At 64.9% G+C, this 15,559-nt stretch carries 11 protein-coding genes; 10 read left to right on the forward strand and 1 reads right to left on the reverse strand.

Translation table 11 applies throughout. From position 1 onward, the window contains the following. The first annotated feature begins 21 nt into the window (after window positions 1-21). From X750_RS158570 to X750_RS158550, 5 genes are all read left to right on the forward strand, one after another. On the forward strand, window positions 22-1,281 hold the full coding sequence (locus X750_RS158570) for a sarcosine oxidase subunit beta family protein (protein WP_023746838.1): 1,260 nt from the start codon (window positions 22-24) through the stop codon (window positions 1,279-1,281). A gap of 11 nt (window positions 1,282-1,292) precedes the next feature. Next, a complete protein-coding gene (locus tag X750_RS158565) occupies window positions 1,293-1,586 on the forward strand; it encodes a sarcosine oxidase subunit delta (RefSeq protein WP_023746839.1) in 294 nt (97 codons plus the stop codon). Next, window positions 1,583-4,594, forward strand: a complete 3,012-nt coding sequence (locus X750_RS158560; protein ID WP_023746840.1) for a sarcosine oxidase subunit alpha — start codon at window positions 1,583-1,585, stop codon at window positions 4,592-4,594. Before X750_RS158565 ends, X750_RS158560 begins: the two co-directional genes overlap by 4 nt. Further along, complete coding sequence (locus tag X750_RS158555) at window positions 4,587-5,204, forward strand: sarcosine oxidase subunit gamma (RefSeq protein ID WP_023746841.1); 618 nt, start codon at window positions 4,587-4,589, stop codon at window positions 5,202-5,204. Before X750_RS158560 ends, X750_RS158555 begins: the two co-directional genes overlap by 8 nt. Window positions 5,205-5,357: 153 nt before the next feature. Next, window positions 5,358-6,800 carry an MFS transporter gene (locus tag X750_RS158550; RefSeq protein WP_023746842.1) on the forward strand — a complete coding sequence of 481 codons (1,443 nt, stop codon included), beginning with the start codon at window positions 5,358-5,360 and terminating at the stop codon, window positions 6,798-6,800. 18 nt (window positions 6,801-6,818) lie between these two features. Here the strand turns inward: X750_RS158550 and X750_RS158545 are convergent, their stop codons facing one another. Continuing rightward, window positions 6,819-7,523: a nitroreductase gene (locus tag X750_RS158545; protein WP_023746843.1), complete on the reverse strand. Its 705-nt coding sequence runs from the start codon at window positions 7,521-7,523 to the stop codon at window positions 6,819-6,821. Window positions 7,524-7,805: 282 nt separating this feature from the next. On the opposite strand from X750_RS158545, the gene X750_RS158540 reads away from it, so the two are divergent. The 5 genes from X750_RS158540 to X750_RS158520 all read left to right on the forward strand — a co-directional run bounded on the left by X750_RS158540 (window position 7,806) and on the right by X750_RS158520 (window position 15,417). Then, window positions 7,806-8,348, forward strand: a complete 543-nt coding sequence (locus X750_RS158540) for an XRE family transcriptional regulator (protein WP_023746844.1) — start codon at window positions 7,806-7,808, stop codon at window positions 8,346-8,348. A gap of 94 nt (window positions 8,349-8,442) precedes the next feature. Continuing rightward, window positions 8,443-10,896 (forward strand): FAD-dependent oxidoreductase, encoded by a 2,454-nt coding sequence (locus X750_RS158535; protein ID WP_023746845.1) that lies wholly within the window; start codon window positions 8,443-8,445, stop codon window positions 10,894-10,896. Beyond that, window positions 10,893-11,792, forward strand: coding sequence for a homocysteine S-methyltransferase family protein (locus X750_RS158530; protein ID WP_023746846.1), 900 nt, complete (start codon window positions 10,893-10,895; stop codon window positions 11,790-11,792). Before X750_RS158535 ends, X750_RS158530 begins: the two co-directional genes overlap by 4 nt. Further along, a complete protein-coding gene (locus X750_RS158525; protein ID WP_023746847.1) occupies window positions 11,792-12,973 on the forward strand; it encodes a pyridoxal phosphate-dependent aminotransferase in 1,182 nt (393 codons plus the stop codon). Before X750_RS158530 ends, X750_RS158525 begins: the two co-directional genes overlap by 1 nt. Continuing rightward, entirely contained in the window at window positions 12,970-15,417 is a 2,448-nt protein-coding gene (locus X750_RS158520; protein WP_023690991.1) for an FAD-dependent oxidoreductase, read from the forward strand. Before X750_RS158525 ends, X750_RS158520 begins: the two co-directional genes overlap by 4 nt. The last annotated feature ends 142 nt before the right edge of the window (window positions 15,418-15,559 follow it).

A 15,559-nucleotide genomic window follows, 5' to 3' on the forward strand; every position in this document is an offset into this window, starting at 1 on the left:
GCTCTAGGGATGACATGAAGAATGGCGGAATATTCAGCCCTTTCGCTTCTCACGAACGCGCTCACGGGAAACAAGGACTGGAAGCCGGCCTGGCGCAAGCCCGACCCCAAGGCTTCCTATGACGTCATCATCATCGGTGGCGGCGGCCACGGCCTGTCGACGGCGTACTATCTGGCCAAGGAGCACGGCATCACCAATGTCGCGGTGCTGGAAAAGGGCTGGCTGGGTTCCGGCAATGTCGGCCGTAACACCACGGCGGTGCGCTCCAACTACCTTTTGCCGTCCAACACCCGCTTCTACGAACATTCGATGAAGATGTGGGAGAACCTGTCGCACGACCTCAACTACAACGTCATGTTCTCGCAGCGCGGCTGCCTGAACCTGGCTCACACGCCGGGCCAGTTCGACGACTTGGCCAGGCGCGGCAACGCCATGCGCCATCTCGGCGTCGATGCCGAGCTGATGAGCACCGCCGAGATCGCGCGCCTGGTCCCGGCGCTGGACATGTCGGCCTCCGCGCGCTTTCCCATCGTCGGCGGCCTGATGCAGCCACGCGCCGGCACCGCCCGGCACGATGCGGTTGCCTGGGGCTATGCGCGCGGCGCCGACCGACGCGGCGTCGACATCGTCGAGAATTGCGAGGTCACCGGCTTCCTGCGCGACGGCGACCGCATCACCGGCGTGCAGACGACGCGCGGAGAGATCCGCGGCAAGAAAGTCGCCGTGGCCGTTGCCGGCAGCACCGGACGGGTGATGCAGCTTGCCGGCATCGATAGCATGCCGATCGAGAGCCATGTGCTGCAGGCCTTCGTGACAGAGTCGCTGAAACCGTTCTGCAACACGGTCCTGACCTTCGGCATGGGTCATTTCTACATGTCGCAGTCCGACAAGGGCGGCCTCGTCTATGGCGGCGATATCGACGGCTACAACAGCTACGCCCAGCGCGGTAATCTGCCCATCGTCGACGAGGTGATGAGCGAGATGCTGGCGCTGTTTCCCGGCCTTGCGCGTGTACGCATGCTGCGCTCCTGGGGCGGCGTCTGCGACATGTCGATGGACGGTTCGCCGATCATCACCACCGGCCCGCTGCCGGGCATGTATCTCAATTGCGGCTGGTGCTATGGCGGCTTCAAGGCGACGCCGGCCTCGGGCTGGTGCTTTGCATACACCATCGCCAAGGACGAGCCGCACGCGCTCAACGCGCCGTTCACGCTCGACCGTTTTTATCGCGGCCTGGTGATCGACGACAAGGGCCAGGGCGCAACGCCCCGGCTGCATTAGGGTTCAAACAAATGCTTATCACTTGTCCCTATTGCGGCCCGCGCGACGTCATCGAGTTCACCTATCAGGGCGACGGCAACCGCGAGCGCCCGCAGCCCAACTCGCAGGACCTCGACGCCTGGAACGCCTATGTCTACGACCGCCTGAACCCGGCCGGCGACCACAATGAGATCTGGCAGCATTCCGGCGGTTGCCGCACCCATCTGAGGATGGTGCGCAACACGGTCACGCATGAGATTTCCAGCACCGGTTTCGCCCGCGACCACAATGCCGGTGCCCGGCACAAAGCCGGAGGCAAGTCGTGAGCCCGCGCCGCACCGAGACCGGCGGCCGCATCGACCGCCTGCGCACCATCCGCTTCACCTTCGACGGCACGCCTTACACCGGCCATGGCGGCGACACGCTGGCCTCGGCGCTGCTTGCCAACGGCGTGACGCTTTTCGGCCGCTCGTTCAAATACCACCGCCCGCGCGGCCTGCTCTCGGCCGGCGTCGAGGAACCGAACGCGCTGGTGACGGTGCTGCGCGGCGAAGTGCGCGAGCCCAACATCGCCGCAACCATGGTCGAGATCTATGACGGGCTGGTGGCCGTCAGCCAGAACCGCTTTCCCTCGCTCGCCTGGGACATCAACGCCGTCAACCAGTTCGGCGGCAAGATCCTGGCCGCCGGCTTCTACTACAAGACCTTCATGGGCCCTGTCTTCGGCCCCTTGAAAGGCACCCGCTTCTGGATGTTCTGCGAGCATTTCATCCGCCGCGCCGCCGGCCTGGGCCGCGCCGGTATTGCCGCCGACACCTCGCGCTACGAGCGCATGAACGCGTTTTGCGACGTGCTGGTGGTCGGCTCCGGCCCGGCCGGCCTGTCAGCCGCCAAGGCCGCTGCCGACCAGGGCGCGCGCGTCATCCTGGCCGAACTCGAGCCGCGTTTCGGCGGCTCCGCCAACTGGTCCGGCGAGGCCATCGACGGCGCGCCGGCCGCCGACTGGGCGGCGCGCACCGTCAGCCAGCTTGAGGGCCATGGCACGGTCCGCCTGCTGCCGCGCACCACAGTGTGGGGCTATTACGACGGCAACACGCTGGCGGCACTCGAGCGCATCACCGACCACAAGGAAACGCCCGGCAAGGGCGAGCCGCGCCATCGCTACTGGGCGATCCGAGCCAAAACGGTGGTGCTGGCCACTGGCTCTTTCGAGCGGCCGCTTGTGTTTCCCGGCAATGACCGGCCGGGCATCATGCTGGCGCATGCCGGCGAGCGCTACGCCAATGATTATGGCGTGCTGCCCGGCGACAGGATTGCCCTGTTCACCAACAATGACAGCGCCTATCGCTCGGCTCTGGCGCTGAAGAAGGCCGGCGCGGCCATTGTCGCCATCGTCGACGTGCGCCCCGAACTGTCGGCCGAGATGCGCAGTCTCGCCACCGAGGCCGAAGCCGAAATCCTCTCCGGCCATGCCGTAGTCGCCACCGAGGGCGGCAAGGCGCTCTCCGGCCTCAAGGTGCAGCGCTTCGACATGACCTCGGGCACGCTCAGCGGTGACGCCCGCAGCATCCACGCCGATTGCCTGCTGATGTCGGGCGGCTGGTCGCCGACCATCCATCTCGCCAGCCAGGCCGGTGCCAGAGCCGAATGGAACCCTGCCCGCCAGGCCTTCCTGCCGCCAAAGCAAACGCAACAGCGCTGGCCAAATCAGCAATGGATTGGTGCGGGCGCCTTCAACGGCAGCTTTTCCACGCTCGAAGCCCTTGCCGAGGGCCGTGCAGCCGGCCTGTCCGCCGCGGGCGGAGCGGCTGCGCCGGCAGCCTTGCCGGATGTCGAAGCAGCCCCGGGAAACCCCGATCCGGCGCCGGTGTTCGAGATCAAAGCCAAGGGAAAAAGCTTCGTCGACTTCCAGCATGACGTGACTGCCGAAGACGTACGGCTGGCGCATCGCGAGGGTTTTGTCTCCGTCGAGCATCTGAAGCGCTACACCACGCTCGGCATGGCGACCGACCAGGGCAAGAACTCCAACGTCCCGGGCCTTGCCATCATGGCCGAGGCGCTGGGCAAACCGATCCCCGAAGTCGGCACGACGCGCTTCCGTCCGCCCTATTCCGCGGTGTCGATCGGCTCGCTGGCGGCCGAGCGCTTCGGCGATTTGAAGCCCGAGCGGCTGACGCCGATGCATGATTGGCACCTCGTCAATGGCGCGACGATGTATTCGGCCGGCCTTTGGTTCCGGCCGATGATCTACGGCCTTGCCGGCGAGACGGTCGAGCAGGCCTATGTCCGTGAAGCCAGGGCGACGCGCGAAAGCGCCGGCATCGTCGACGTCTCGACGCTGGGCAAGATCGCCGTTCAGGGACCGGATGCGGGCGAATTCCTCGACCGCGTCTACACCAACATGTTTTCTACCCTCCCCGTCGGCAAGGCCCGTTACGGGCTGATGCTGCGCGAGGATGGGCTGGCCTTCGACGACGGCACCACATGGCGGCTCGGCGAACGGGACTTCCTGATGACCACCACCACGGCCAATGCCGGCAAGGTGATGCAGCATCTGGAATATTTCCTCGACGTCATCTGGCCGGAACTCAAAGTGCATGTCACCTCGGTAACCGACGAATGGGCGGGCGCGGCCATCGGCGGGCCGAAGGCGCGGGCCATCCTCGCCGCCTGTGTCACGGGCACCGCCGTCGACAACACAGCCCTGCCCTTCATGGGCATCGTGCGCGGTGAGATATCAGGCGTGCCCGTGATGATTTGCCGGCTGTCCTTCTCCGGCGAGATGGCCTTCGAGGTCTATTGCGGCGCCGGCTACGGCACCCATGTCTGGCAAGCCCTTCTCGAAGCCGGCAAGCCGTTCGGCCTGGTCACCTACGGGCTGGAGGCGTTGGGCACGATGCGCATCGAAAAGGGCCATGTCACCGGCGCGGAGATCGACGGGCGCACCACGGCGCGCGACCTGCATCTCGACTGGATGCTGTCGAAGAAGAAGCCGTTCATCGGCTCGGCGATGATGGACCGCGAAGGCCTGATCGCGCCCGAGCGGCTGCAGCTGGTCGGTCTGGTCTCGCTCGACAACCGGCCGTTCAATGGCGGCGCCCACCTCGTCGAGCAACTGGACGAAGCCAATCCGCACGATTCCATCGGCCACATCACCGCCTGCTGCTATTCGCCGGCGCTGGGCAAGCACATCGCGCTGGCCCTGGTCGAAGGCGGCAAGGCGCGCCGTGGCACCCGCGCGTTTGTCTCCGATCCGCTGCGCAACCGGTTCGGGCCGGTCGAAATCGTCTCCAACCATTTCTACGACCCGGACGGGAGCCGCATGCATGGCTGAGCGCCAATCAACCGAACGCCAATCACCCGAGCGCCTCTCGCCGCTCGAGCCGGTGTTCCATCCGGGTTCGCACGGCAATTTCGAGCATGGCGTCGATGTCATCCTGACCGAAATCAGGCCAGGCTCGATCCTGCAGCTGGCCGCATGGCCGGGCGCGGAAAAGCAGCTGATCGAGGCGGTCGGCAAGGTCACCGGCCTCGCTTTGCCCGACGGTGCCGGCGGCGGTCTCGCCAAGGACGGCAAGGCCGTGTTCGGTTTCGCGCCTGGAAAATTCACGGTCGTCGACGATGCCGAGGGCCTGGCGGCGCGTTTTGCCGGGGACGTAACCCCGGCAATCGGCACGATCACCGACCTGTCGCATGGTCGCACCGCAATCCGCATCGCCGGCCCTAAGGCCGAATGGGTGCTGGCGAAATTCTTCGCTATCGACTTTGCGCTGCCCGCCTTCCCCATAGGCTCCGGCCGTTCGACCACCCATCACGACGTCTTTGCGCAGATCCAGCGCACCGGCGCCGACCAGTTCGACATCTATGTCTTCCGCTCCTTCGCCCGCTCGTTCTGGAAGGCGCTCTGCCTTGCCAGCGAGGAGGTCGGCTACGAGGTTCAGTAGGGCCGACAGCCGTTCTGGCCTCAAGGCCAGCCGGTTCTGCCGCTAGAGAATGCTCCAATGGAAGCCCATGGTGGGGAACGTGGCCCAACCGGCCCAGGGGATTAAAAAGATCCCGTCTCAGAGTCGGCATCGTCGTTTGGTTCGAACATCCCCATGACCGCAGATCTATCCGCCGGCGCCACGGATCGCGCCGATGTGTCGGCCAGAGCCTTGCTCCTGCTGCCGCTCACGGTCGCCTGCGGCGTGTTCATGACCAGCCTCGACCAGAATGTCGTGGTCACCGCCCTGCCCGGCATCAGCGACAGCCTCGGCCGGCCGCCGAGCCAGTTCGGCCTGTTGATCACCGTCTATGTCGCCAGCCTGATCATCTCGATGCCGCTCGGCGGCTGGGCGGCCGACCGCTTCGGCTTGCGCAACGTTTACTGCTTCGCCTTGCTGGTGTTCGCCGCGTCATCGGCGCTGTGCGGATTGTCCAACGACATCTGGACGCTGGTCGGCGCCCGCGCGCTGCAAGGCTTCGGCGGCGCCTTGATCGGGACGCTCGGCCAGGTCGTCATCCTGTCGACCTTCCCGCGCAGCCGCACGCTGAAGATCAACATGTATATCTCACTGGCCGGCCAGTCCGGACCGCTGGTCGGCCCGCTCGTCGGCGGCGCGCTGACGACTTACATTTCATGGCGCTGGATCTTCTTCATCAACGTGCCGTTCGCGCTGGCGGCCGCCGTCCTTGCCGCCTCGCTGTTTCCGACGGTCACCAAGCCGGTGCGCACGCCGTTCGATTTTCCGGGCTTCCTGCTGGTCGGCGGCGGCATGGTCCTGCTGGTCTTCGGCATGGATTCGCTTGCGGCCAAAGACGCCGCCGGCAGCATGATCGCGGCCGAGCTGGCGCTGGCGATCGTCATCCTGACGCTTGCCTCCTTCTACTGCCTGCGCGCCCGCAACCCCTTGCTTAACCTGAAACTCCTGCGCATCCGCACCTTTCGCATCTCCTTCCTCACCGGTGGTGGGCTGGACACGATCGGCCTGAGCTCGGTCGTTTTCCTTTTGCCGTTGATGTTCCAGCTCGGCTTCGGCATGAGCGCGGTGCAGGCGGGATCGCTGACTTTCGTCGCCGCAATCGGCTCGCTGATCATGCGTGTCTTCATGCCGCGCCTGCTCAACCGTTTCGGCTTTCGCCGCGTGCTGGTCGTCAACACGCCGATCGTTGCTGCCATGGTAGCGGGCTTCGCCTTGATTGAGGCGACAACGCCGGTCTGGATCGTGCTCGTCTATATCTTTGCCTTCGGCGTTCTGCGCTCGGCGCAGTGGGCTTCGACCGGCAACCTCGCCTATTCCGACATCGCGCCCGACCAGCTCGCCCGCTTCAGCGCGCTCTACTACATACTGTGGCAGTTGGGGGTAGCGATCAGCGTCGGCCTGGCGGCGGCGCTGTTGTCGTTCCTGGCTGGCGGCAGGCCGGCGGTGACCAACGATTTCCGCATCCTGTTCGTGGTCGAGGGCGTCATCACGTTGTGCGCGCTGATCGCCTATCTCAGACTGACACCGCAGGACGGCGCCCATGTCAGCGGCCATGGCGCGCAGATGAACGTGGAATAAGGCGCCGTTAGCCGAGCCCTATTCGCTGAACGTCACCCACTCTTCCAGCGGCACGCGGTCGGTGCGGAAGTCGTTTTCGGGCTTGGAGGTGTCCTCGAGGCCTAGCGCCATGCCGCAGACGACGATCTCCTCGTCGGGAATGTTGAGCACCGGCCGGATCTGCCGGTGATAGGGCGCGAAGGCGGCCTGCGGGCAGGTGTGCAGGCCCCTGCCTCGCGCCGCCACCATGATGTTCTGCAGGAACATTCCGTAGTCGATCCACGAGCCTTGGTTCAGCCGCCGGTCTATGGTGAAGATCATGCCGACCGGCGCGTCGAAGAAGACGAAGTTGCGGTCGTGCTGGGCGCGCATCTTGTCGACCTCGCGGCGGCCGATGCCGAGTGCCCCATAGAGCCCGAAACCGTTGGCGCGGCGGCGGGTGAGATACGGCTCGAAGAACTGGGTGGGGTAATAGCGATACTCGTCCCAATCGGCCTTTTCGGCGCGGATACCGGAATTCAGGATGGCATCGGTGATCTGCTGCTTGACCTCGCCCTTGACGACATAGACCCGCCAAGGCTGCATATTGGTGCCCGAAGGCGCGCGCGCGGCGACGCCAAGAATGGCTCGGATCGTCTCGTCATCGACCATGTCGGGCAGGAAGGCGCGCACTGAACGGCGCGAGATGATCGCCTCGTCGACAACAGCCGCGTTTTGCGCTGCCAGGCCATTTTTTTCCAGCATGGGCCGTCCCTTTGCGCACACTTCGAAAGCCGAACCGGCTATCGGAGAAGACCTTGCGCAGATTTCAATCCTTGGTCGCCGACCCGCATTCCCACACCCGCCGCTCGTGCCAGAGCCTTTGCATGAACCTCCAAAATCGCGCAAGCAAATCTTGTGTGCCCATGAAAATTCGCTTGATTTTTTCACGGACATGAGCTCTCATGAAATTCATTTCTAGTTTTTCATCAAGTGAGCATTTTGCCCCCAGCTATCCCCAAAACATTGCAGGGACCTGACGAGCGCCTGTTGGCAAGCGACATCCGTGCGCTGCGCAAGGCGCGTGGGCTGACGCTGGCTGAGATCGCGCTGAAGCTTGGCCGCTCTGTCGGCTGGGTCAGCCAGGTCGAGCGCGGCCTGTCGATTCCTTCGCTCGGCGACCTCAGGGCCTTCGCAGACCTGTTCGGCGTGCCGCTCAGCCTGTTCTTCAGCCACGACGTGCCGATCGAGAAGGAGCGCGGCGTTGTCGTGCGCGCCGGCAGCCGGCGCACGCTTGGCACAAGCGAATCCGGCCTGGTGGAGGAGCTTCTGTCGCCCGATCTCGGCGGAAGTTTCGAGATGGTGCGTTCGATCTTCGCGCCGGGCGCCGAGATGAAGAGCGAGCAGCTGCGGCCGACCGAGGAAGCCGGCTACATCGCCTCTGGCATTTTCGAGATCGAGATAGCCGGCGTCTGGCACCGGCTCGGCGAAGGCGATTCCTTCCGCTTCGAGCGCAAGCCGTACCGCTGGCGCAATCCCGGCAGCGAGCCGGCCGTGGTCATCTGGGTGGTTTCACCGCCTGTTTATTGAATGCATGTCGCCCAAAGTGTGCAGCGGTTTGGGAAACGACATGCATCAAGCAAAAAGATAGAAGCGCAGCGCGCTTCAGGTTTGGGAGAAGAATATGGCCGGTTTGCCGACCACGGCGCGCGTGGTAATCATCGGGGGCGGTATCGTCGGCGCCTCCTCGCTCTACCATCTGTGCAAGGCGGGCTGGACCGACTGCGTGCTGCTTGAAAAGAACGAGCTGACATCGGGCTCGACCTGGCATGCCGCCGGTAATGTGCCGACCTTCTCGTCGTCCTGGTCGCTGATGAACATGCAGCGCTATTCGACCGAGGTCTATCGCGGCTTGGCTGATGCCGTCGACTATCCCATGAACTACCACGTTACCGGCTCGCTCCGCCTCGCCCACACCAAGGAGCGCATGCAGGAGTTCCAGCGCGCCAAGGGCATGGGCCGCTACCAGGGCATGGACATCGACATCGTCGGCCCCGACGAGATCAAGCGCCGCTATCCCTTCATCGAGACGCATGACCTCAAAGGTGCGCTCTACGATCCAAACGACGGCGACATCGACCCCGCGCAGCTGACGCAGGCACTGGCCAAGGGTGCGCGCGACATGGGCGCCAGAATCGTCCGCTTCTGTCCGGTGTCAGGTGTGCGCCGCGAGAACGACGAATGGGTTGTCGAGACGCCGCAAGGCGAGATCCGTTGCGAGATCGTCGTCAACGCCGCCGGCTACCGAGCCGCGGAAGTCGGCAAAATGTTCGGCCGCGACGTCCCGATGATGGTGATGAGCCATCAGTACATCTTGTTCGAGGAAATCCCCGAACTGGTGGCGTGGTCGAAGGAGCAGGGCAAGAAGCTGCCGCTGCTGCGCGACGTCGACACCTCCTACTATCTGCGCCAGGAAAAGAACGGCATGAATCTCGGTCCCTATGAGCGCAATTGCCGCGCGCATTGGGCAACCCACAACGACCCGATGCCGGAGGACTTTTCCTTCCAGCTCTTCCCCGACGATCTCGACCGTCTCGAGCACTACCTTGCCGATGCCGTAGCCCGCGTGCCGATCCTGGGCACTGCCGGCCTGTCCAAGGTGATCAACGGGCCGATCCCTTACGCGCCGGACGGCAATCCGCTGATCGGTCCGATGCCCGGCGTTCCCAACGCGTTCGAGGCCTGTGTCTTCACCTTCGGCATTGCCCAGGGCGGCGGCGCCGGCAAGGTGCTGGCCGAATGGGTGACGCAGGGCCAGACCGAATGGGACATGTGGTCCTGCGATCCGCGCCGCTTCACCTCATTTGCGGCCGCCCCCGACTATAGCGTCGCCAAGGGCATCGAGATCTACGGCAACGAATACGCCATCCAGTTTCCGCGACATGCCTGGCCGGCCGGGCGCGACCGCAAGCTGTCGCCGATCCACGATCGCATCAAGGCGCTCGGCGCCCAGTTCGACGCCTATAATGGCTGGGAGCGTGCCACCTGGTATGCGCAACCCGGTGACGACACGTCGGAAGAAGCAACACTCACCTTCCGCCGCGACGGGCCGTGGCAGCACCGCGTGCGCGAAGAATGCCTGGCGGTGCGCGACGCCGCCGGCATTCTCGACCTGCCCGGCTTCTCGCGCTTCAACCTCGAAGGTCCTGGCGCAGCCGAATGGCTGGCGCTGCAGGTCACCGGTCTGGTGCCCAAGCCCGGCCGAATCGGCCTCGCCTATTTCGCCGACGACAAGGGCCGCATCGTCACCGAGATGTCGGTGGTGCGCCATGGCGAAGAGCAGATGACGCTGATCACCGCGGCGGTAGCGCAGTGGCACGATTTCGAATGGCTGAAGTCGCGCCTGCCGAAGGACGCGGCTTTCACCCTCACCGACAGGACCGAAGACTATTCGACGCAAATCCTCGCCGGCCCCAATTCGCGCAAGATCCTGGCCGATGTCTGTGGCGCGGATCTCTCGCTGCCCTGGCTGACGCATCAGGAAACCACCATCGCCGGCCGCTGGGCGAAGCTGGTGCGGGTATCCTTCGCCGGCGAACTCGGCTGGGAAATCCACACCAAGGTGGGAGACACCGCCGCCATCTTCGACGCCATCTGGGCGGCGGGACAAAAACACGGTCTGAAACCGTTCGGCATGTATGCGCTGGATTCGCTGCGCCTCGAAAAGGGCTACCGGACCTGGAAGGGCGACCTGTCGACCGACTATACGGTCCTGCAGGGCGGGCTCGAGCGCTTCGTCAAATGGGACAAGCCCGACTTCCGCGGCAAGGCAGCCCTGCAGAACGAAAAGCAGCAAGGCGTGAAGAAGCGCTTCGTCACGCTGGTGGTCGAAAACCCAGGCGATTGCGACGCGCCGTCCGTGTCGACGCTCTGGCATGACGGCAAGATCGTCGGCGAGACGACGTCCGGCGGCTGGGGGCATCGCATCGACAAATCGATCGCGCTCGGCATGCTGCGCGCCGACCTGGCTGAACCCGATACCGCGATCGAGATTGAAATTTTTGGCGATCGTTTCAAGGCAGTCGTGCAGAAAGACGAGCCGCTGTGGGATCCGAAAAACGAAAGACTGAGAGCATGAAGAAAGTCATTCTCACCGATGGCGGCATGGGCCAGGAACTGGTCCGCCGCAGCAGCTCCGAACCGACGCCGCTCTGGTCGGCCAGGGTGCTGATCGACGAGCCGGATCTGGTGCGTGACCTGCATGCCGAATTCATCCGGGCCGGCGCTCGCGTCATCACCATCAACACCTATTCGGCAACGCCGGAGCGTCTCGCGCGGGAAGGAGCAGAAGACCTCTTCAAGCCCTTGCAGAAGCGCGGCATCGAATTGGCAAGACAGGCACGCGAGGAGGCAGGCGATGCAGCGATCGCCGGCTGCCTGTCACCGCTGTTCGGCAGCTATGCGCCGGCGCTGACCATATCGTTCCAGGAGACGCTGGACATCTATCGCCGCATCGTCGCCGAGCAGGGCGATGGCGTCGACCTGTTCCTGTGCGAGACCATGGCCTCAGCCGAGGAAGGCCGTGCGGCCGTTACGGCTGCGTCGGAAAGCGGCAAACCTGTCTGGGTGTCTTGGACGCTCGCCGATCACGGCGCGCCGCGCCTGCGCAGCGGCGAAACAATAGCGGCAGCGGCGGACGCCCTCGACGGCCTGACGGTTGCAGCGCGCCTGGTCAATTGCTGCCGGCCAGAAGCGATCGCCGCGGCACTGCCCGAATTGATTGCTCTCGGCGGCCCGGTCGGCGCCTATGCCAACGGCTTCACCTCTGTCGAAGCGCTCAAGCATGGCGGAACGGTCGAAGTGCTGCACGCCCGCCACGACCTTGATCCGGATGCCTATGCCGACCAGGCGCTCGGCTGGGTCGCCGCCGGCGCCACCATCGTCGGCGGATGCTGCGAAGTCGGCCCGGCCCACATCGCTGCCTTGCGCGACCAGCTCGAACAGGCCGGCCACGAAATCTCGGGAGTATCCTGATGCCCAGACCGTCATCGCGCATTTCCGGCATCGTGCCTTCGGGCAAGGATGGCTGGGAGGTCCACACCGAGGCATGGGCCCGCAAGGAGGCCGGCCAGGACATCATCATGCTGTCGGTCGGCGACCATGATTTCGATACGCCGAGCCAGACGATCGAAGCCTGCGTGACGGCGGTTCGCGGCAGCAACCATCACTACACCCCGCTTTCCGGCGTTCCGCGCCTTCGCAGGGCGATGGCGGCGGCCTCGACCGCTTGCACCGGGGTCGAGACGAGCCCCGACCAGGTGATCGCCACGCCGGGCGGTCAGGCCGCCCTTTACGCGGCGGTGCAGGCCGTTCTCGACCAGGGCGATCACGCTATCGTGGTGGCGCCCTACTACGCGACTTATCCCAACACGTTCAGCGCCGCCGGCGCCAGCTTCACCGTCGTCGAGACGCCGGCCGGAGACGGTTTCCAGCCGCACGCCGAGATGATCCGCGCGGCGCTCAAGCCCAACACGCGCGCCATTTTGATCAACACGCCGAACAACCCGACCGGCGCCGTCTATTCGCGTGAGCGTCTGGAAGAGCTGGCCGAGATCTGCCGCGAGCACGATCTCTGGCTGCTGTCGGACGAGGTCTACTGGACGCTCGGCGGCGGCGAGCACATCTCGCCGCGCGGCCTGCCCGGCATGGCCGAGCGCACGCTGGTCATCAATTCGATGTCCAAGAGCCACGGCATGACCGGCTGGCGCATGGGCTGGCTGACCGGCCCGACGCAGATGATCACGCTGTTGACCAATCTCAATCTGGTGACGACCTACGGCCTGCCGGCCTTCATCTCGATCGCCTGCGCCGAGGCGCTGGAGAACTGCTTTGGCGTCAAGGAGATCGCCGAACGCTATGCGGCGCGCCGCACCGTCCTGCTCGACGCCGTGCGCGGCATGAACAATGTCAGCGTGCACGGCTCCGAGGGCGGCATGTATGTCATGCTCGACATCTCCGCCGTCGAGCCCGACGACGAGAAATTCGCCTGGGCCTTTCTCGACCAGGAGAGTGTCGGCGTCATGCCGGGTTCCAGCTTCGGCAAGGCCGCTGCCGGCCACATCCGCATCAGCCTCTGCCAACCGGAACCGGTGCTTCAGGAAGCCGCAAAACGCCTGCGCCGCTTCGCATCCGGCTATCGCCGCGAGGCCGCATGACCAGAAGCATTCCCATCAAGGCCCGCGCGGTTATTATCGGCGGCGGTGTCTCCGGCTGTTCGGTCGCCTACCACCTGGCCAAGCTCGGCTGGACCGACATCGTGCTGCTGGAACGCAAGCAGCTGACCTCGGGAACGACCTGGCACGCCGCCGGCCTGATCGGCCAGCTGCGCGGCTCGCAGAACATGACGCGGCTGGCGAAATATTCGGCCGACCTCTACGTCAAGCTGGAGGCCGAGACCGAAGTCGGCACCGGCATGCGCCAGGTCGGCTCGATCACCGTGGCGCTGACCGAGGAGCGCAAGCACGAGATTTACCGTCAGGCCTCGCTCGCCCGCGCCTTCGATGTCGATGTGCGCGAGATTTCGCCTGGTGAAGTCAAGGAGATGTACCCGCATCTCAACGTGTCCGATGTGGTCGGCGCCGTGCATCTGCCGCTCGACGGCCAATGCGATCCGGCCAACATCGCCATGGCGCTGGCCAAGGGCGCCCGCCAGCGCGGCGCCACAGTCGTCGAGAATGTGAAGGTCACCAAGGTCCACACCAAGGCCGGTCGCGTCGCCGGCGTGTCGTGGGCGCAAGGCGACGACCAGGGCACGATCGAGGCCGACATCGTCGTCAACTGCGCCGGCATGTGGGCGCGCGAACTCGGCGCCCAGAACGGCGTCACCATCCCGCTGCATGCCTGCGAGCATTTTTATCTCGTCACCGAGCCGATCCCCGGCCTTGGCCGGCTGCCGGTGCTGCGCGTGCCGGATGAGTGCGCCTACTACAAGGAAGACGCCGGCAAGATGATGCTTGGCGCCTTCGAGCCGGTGGCCAAGCCCTGGGGCATGGACGGCATAAGCGAGGATTTCTGCTTCGACCAGTTGCCGGAGGACATGGAGCATTTCGAGCCGATCCTCGAGATGGGCGTCAACCGCATGCCGATGCTGGCAACCGCCGGCATTCACACCTTCTTCAACGGCCCCGAAAGCTTTACCCCCGACGACCGCTACTATCTCGGCGAAGCGCCGGAGCTGTCGGGCTACTGGATGGCGACCGGCTACAACTCGATCGGCATCGTGTCGTCCGGCGGCGCCGGCATGGTGCTGGCGCAGTGGATCAATGACGGCGAAGCGCCCTTCGACCTCTGGGAAGTCGACATCCGCCGCGCCCAGCCATTCCAGAAGAACCGCCGCTATCTCAAGGAGCGGGTCTCCGAGACGCTCGGCCTGCTCTATGCCGACCATTTCCCCTACCGGCAGATGGCAACGTCCAGGAATGTCAGGCGATCGCCCCTGCATGAACACCTGAGGGCGCGCGGCGCGGTCTTCGGCGAAGTCGCCGGCTGGGAGCGCGCCAACTGGTTCGCCCGCGAAGGGCAAGAGCGCGAATACCGCTATTCCTGGAAGCGGCAGAACTGGTTCGACAACCAGCGCGAGGAACACCTGGCGGTCCGCAACAAGGTCGGCCTGTTCGACATGACCTCGTTCGGCAAGATCCGTGTCGAGGGCCGCGATGCCTGCGCGTTCCTGCAAAGGCTCTGCGCCAACGACATGGACGTGGCGCCGGGCAAGATCGTCTACACTCAGATGCTCAACCAGCGCGGCGGCATCGAGAGCGATCTTACCGTGTCGCGGCTGTCGGACACGGCCTATTTCCTCGTCGTACCGGGCGCGACGTTGCAACGCGATCTCGCCTGGCTGCGGCGGCATGTCGGCGAGGAATTCGTTGTCATCACCGATGTGACGGCGGCAGAAAGCGTGCTCTGCCTGATGGGTCCGGATGCGCGAAAGCTGATCCAGAAAGTCAGCCCTAACGATTTCTCCAACGAGAACAATCCGTTCGGCACCTTCCAGGAGATCGAGATCGGCATGGGCCTCGCCCGCGCCCACCGCGTCACCTATGTCGGCGAACTCGGCTGGGAGCTTTATGTCTCTACCGACCAGGCTGCCCATGTTTTCGAGGCGATCGATGAGGCGGGGGCGGATGTCGGCCCGAAACTTTGCGGCCTGCATACGCTCGATTCCTGTCGCATCGAAAAGGCGTTTCGGCATTTCGGCCACGACATCACCGACGAGGACAATGTGCTGGAGGCCGGCCTCGGCTTTGCGGTCAAAACCGCCAAGGGCGAGTTCATCGGCCGCGATGCGGTGCTGAAGAGAAAAGAAGCCGGCCTGTCGCGCCGGCTGGTGCAGTTCCGTTTGAAAGACCCTGAACCCCTGCTCTTCCACAACGAGGCGATCCTGCGCGACGGCAAGATCGTCGGCCCGATCACATCGGGGAATTACGGCCACCATCTCGGCGGCGCGATCGGACTGGGCTATGTGCCCTGCCAGGGCGAGAGCGAGGCGGATGTGCTGGCCTCGTCCTACGAGATCGAGATCGCCGGCGAGCGTTTTGCGGCGGAAGCATCGCTGAAGCCGATGTACGATCCCAAGGCGGAACGGACGAGGATGTAGCACCTTTTTACCCTCCCCTTGTGGGGAGGGTCGGCTCGCAGTCGGAGCGAAGCGGCGATTGCGAGACGGGGTGGGGGTGCGCCCTACGAGACCCCCCACCCCGCTTCGCAAAAGCCGCCTTGCGGCATTTGCTGCGCGACCC

Source organism: Mesorhizobium sp. LNJC391B00, assembly GCF_000502535.1.
Taxonomy (GTDB): Bacteria; Pseudomonadota; Alphaproteobacteria; order Rhizobiales; family Rhizobiaceae; genus Mesorhizobium.

Coding starts and splice junctions, on each gene's coding strand:
- X750_RS158565 (WP_023746839.1), top strand. CDS start 1,293: ATGCTTATCACTTGTCCCTATTGCGGCCCGCGCGACGTCATCGAGTTC.
- X750_RS158535 (WP_023746845.1), top strand. CDS start 8,443: ATGGCCGGTTTGCCGACCACGGCGCGCGTGGTAATCATCGGGGGCGGT.
- X750_RS158545 (WP_023746843.1), bottom strand. CDS start 7,523: ATGCTGGAAAAAAATGGCCTGGCAGCGCAAAACGCGGCTGTTGTCGAC.
- X750_RS158570 (WP_023746838.1), top strand. CDS start 22: ATGGCGGAATATTCAGCCCTTTCGCTTCTCACGAACGCGCTCACGGGA.
- X750_RS158525 (WP_023746847.1), top strand. CDS start 11,792: ATGCCCAGACCGTCATCGCGCATTTCCGGCATCGTGCCTTCGGGCAAG.
- X750_RS158550 (WP_023746842.1), top strand. CDS start 5,358: ATGACCGCAGATCTATCCGCCGGCGCCACGGATCGCGCCGATGTGTCG.
- X750_RS158520 (WP_023690991.1), top strand. CDS start 12,970: ATGACCAGAAGCATTCCCATCAAGGCCCGCGCGGTTATTATCGGCGGC.
- X750_RS158555 (WP_023746841.1), top strand. CDS start 4,587: ATGGCTGAGCGCCAATCAACCGAACGCCAATCACCCGAGCGCCTCTCG.
- X750_RS158530 (WP_023746846.1), top strand. CDS start 10,893: ATGAAGAAAGTCATTCTCACCGATGGCGGCATGGGCCAGGAACTGGTC.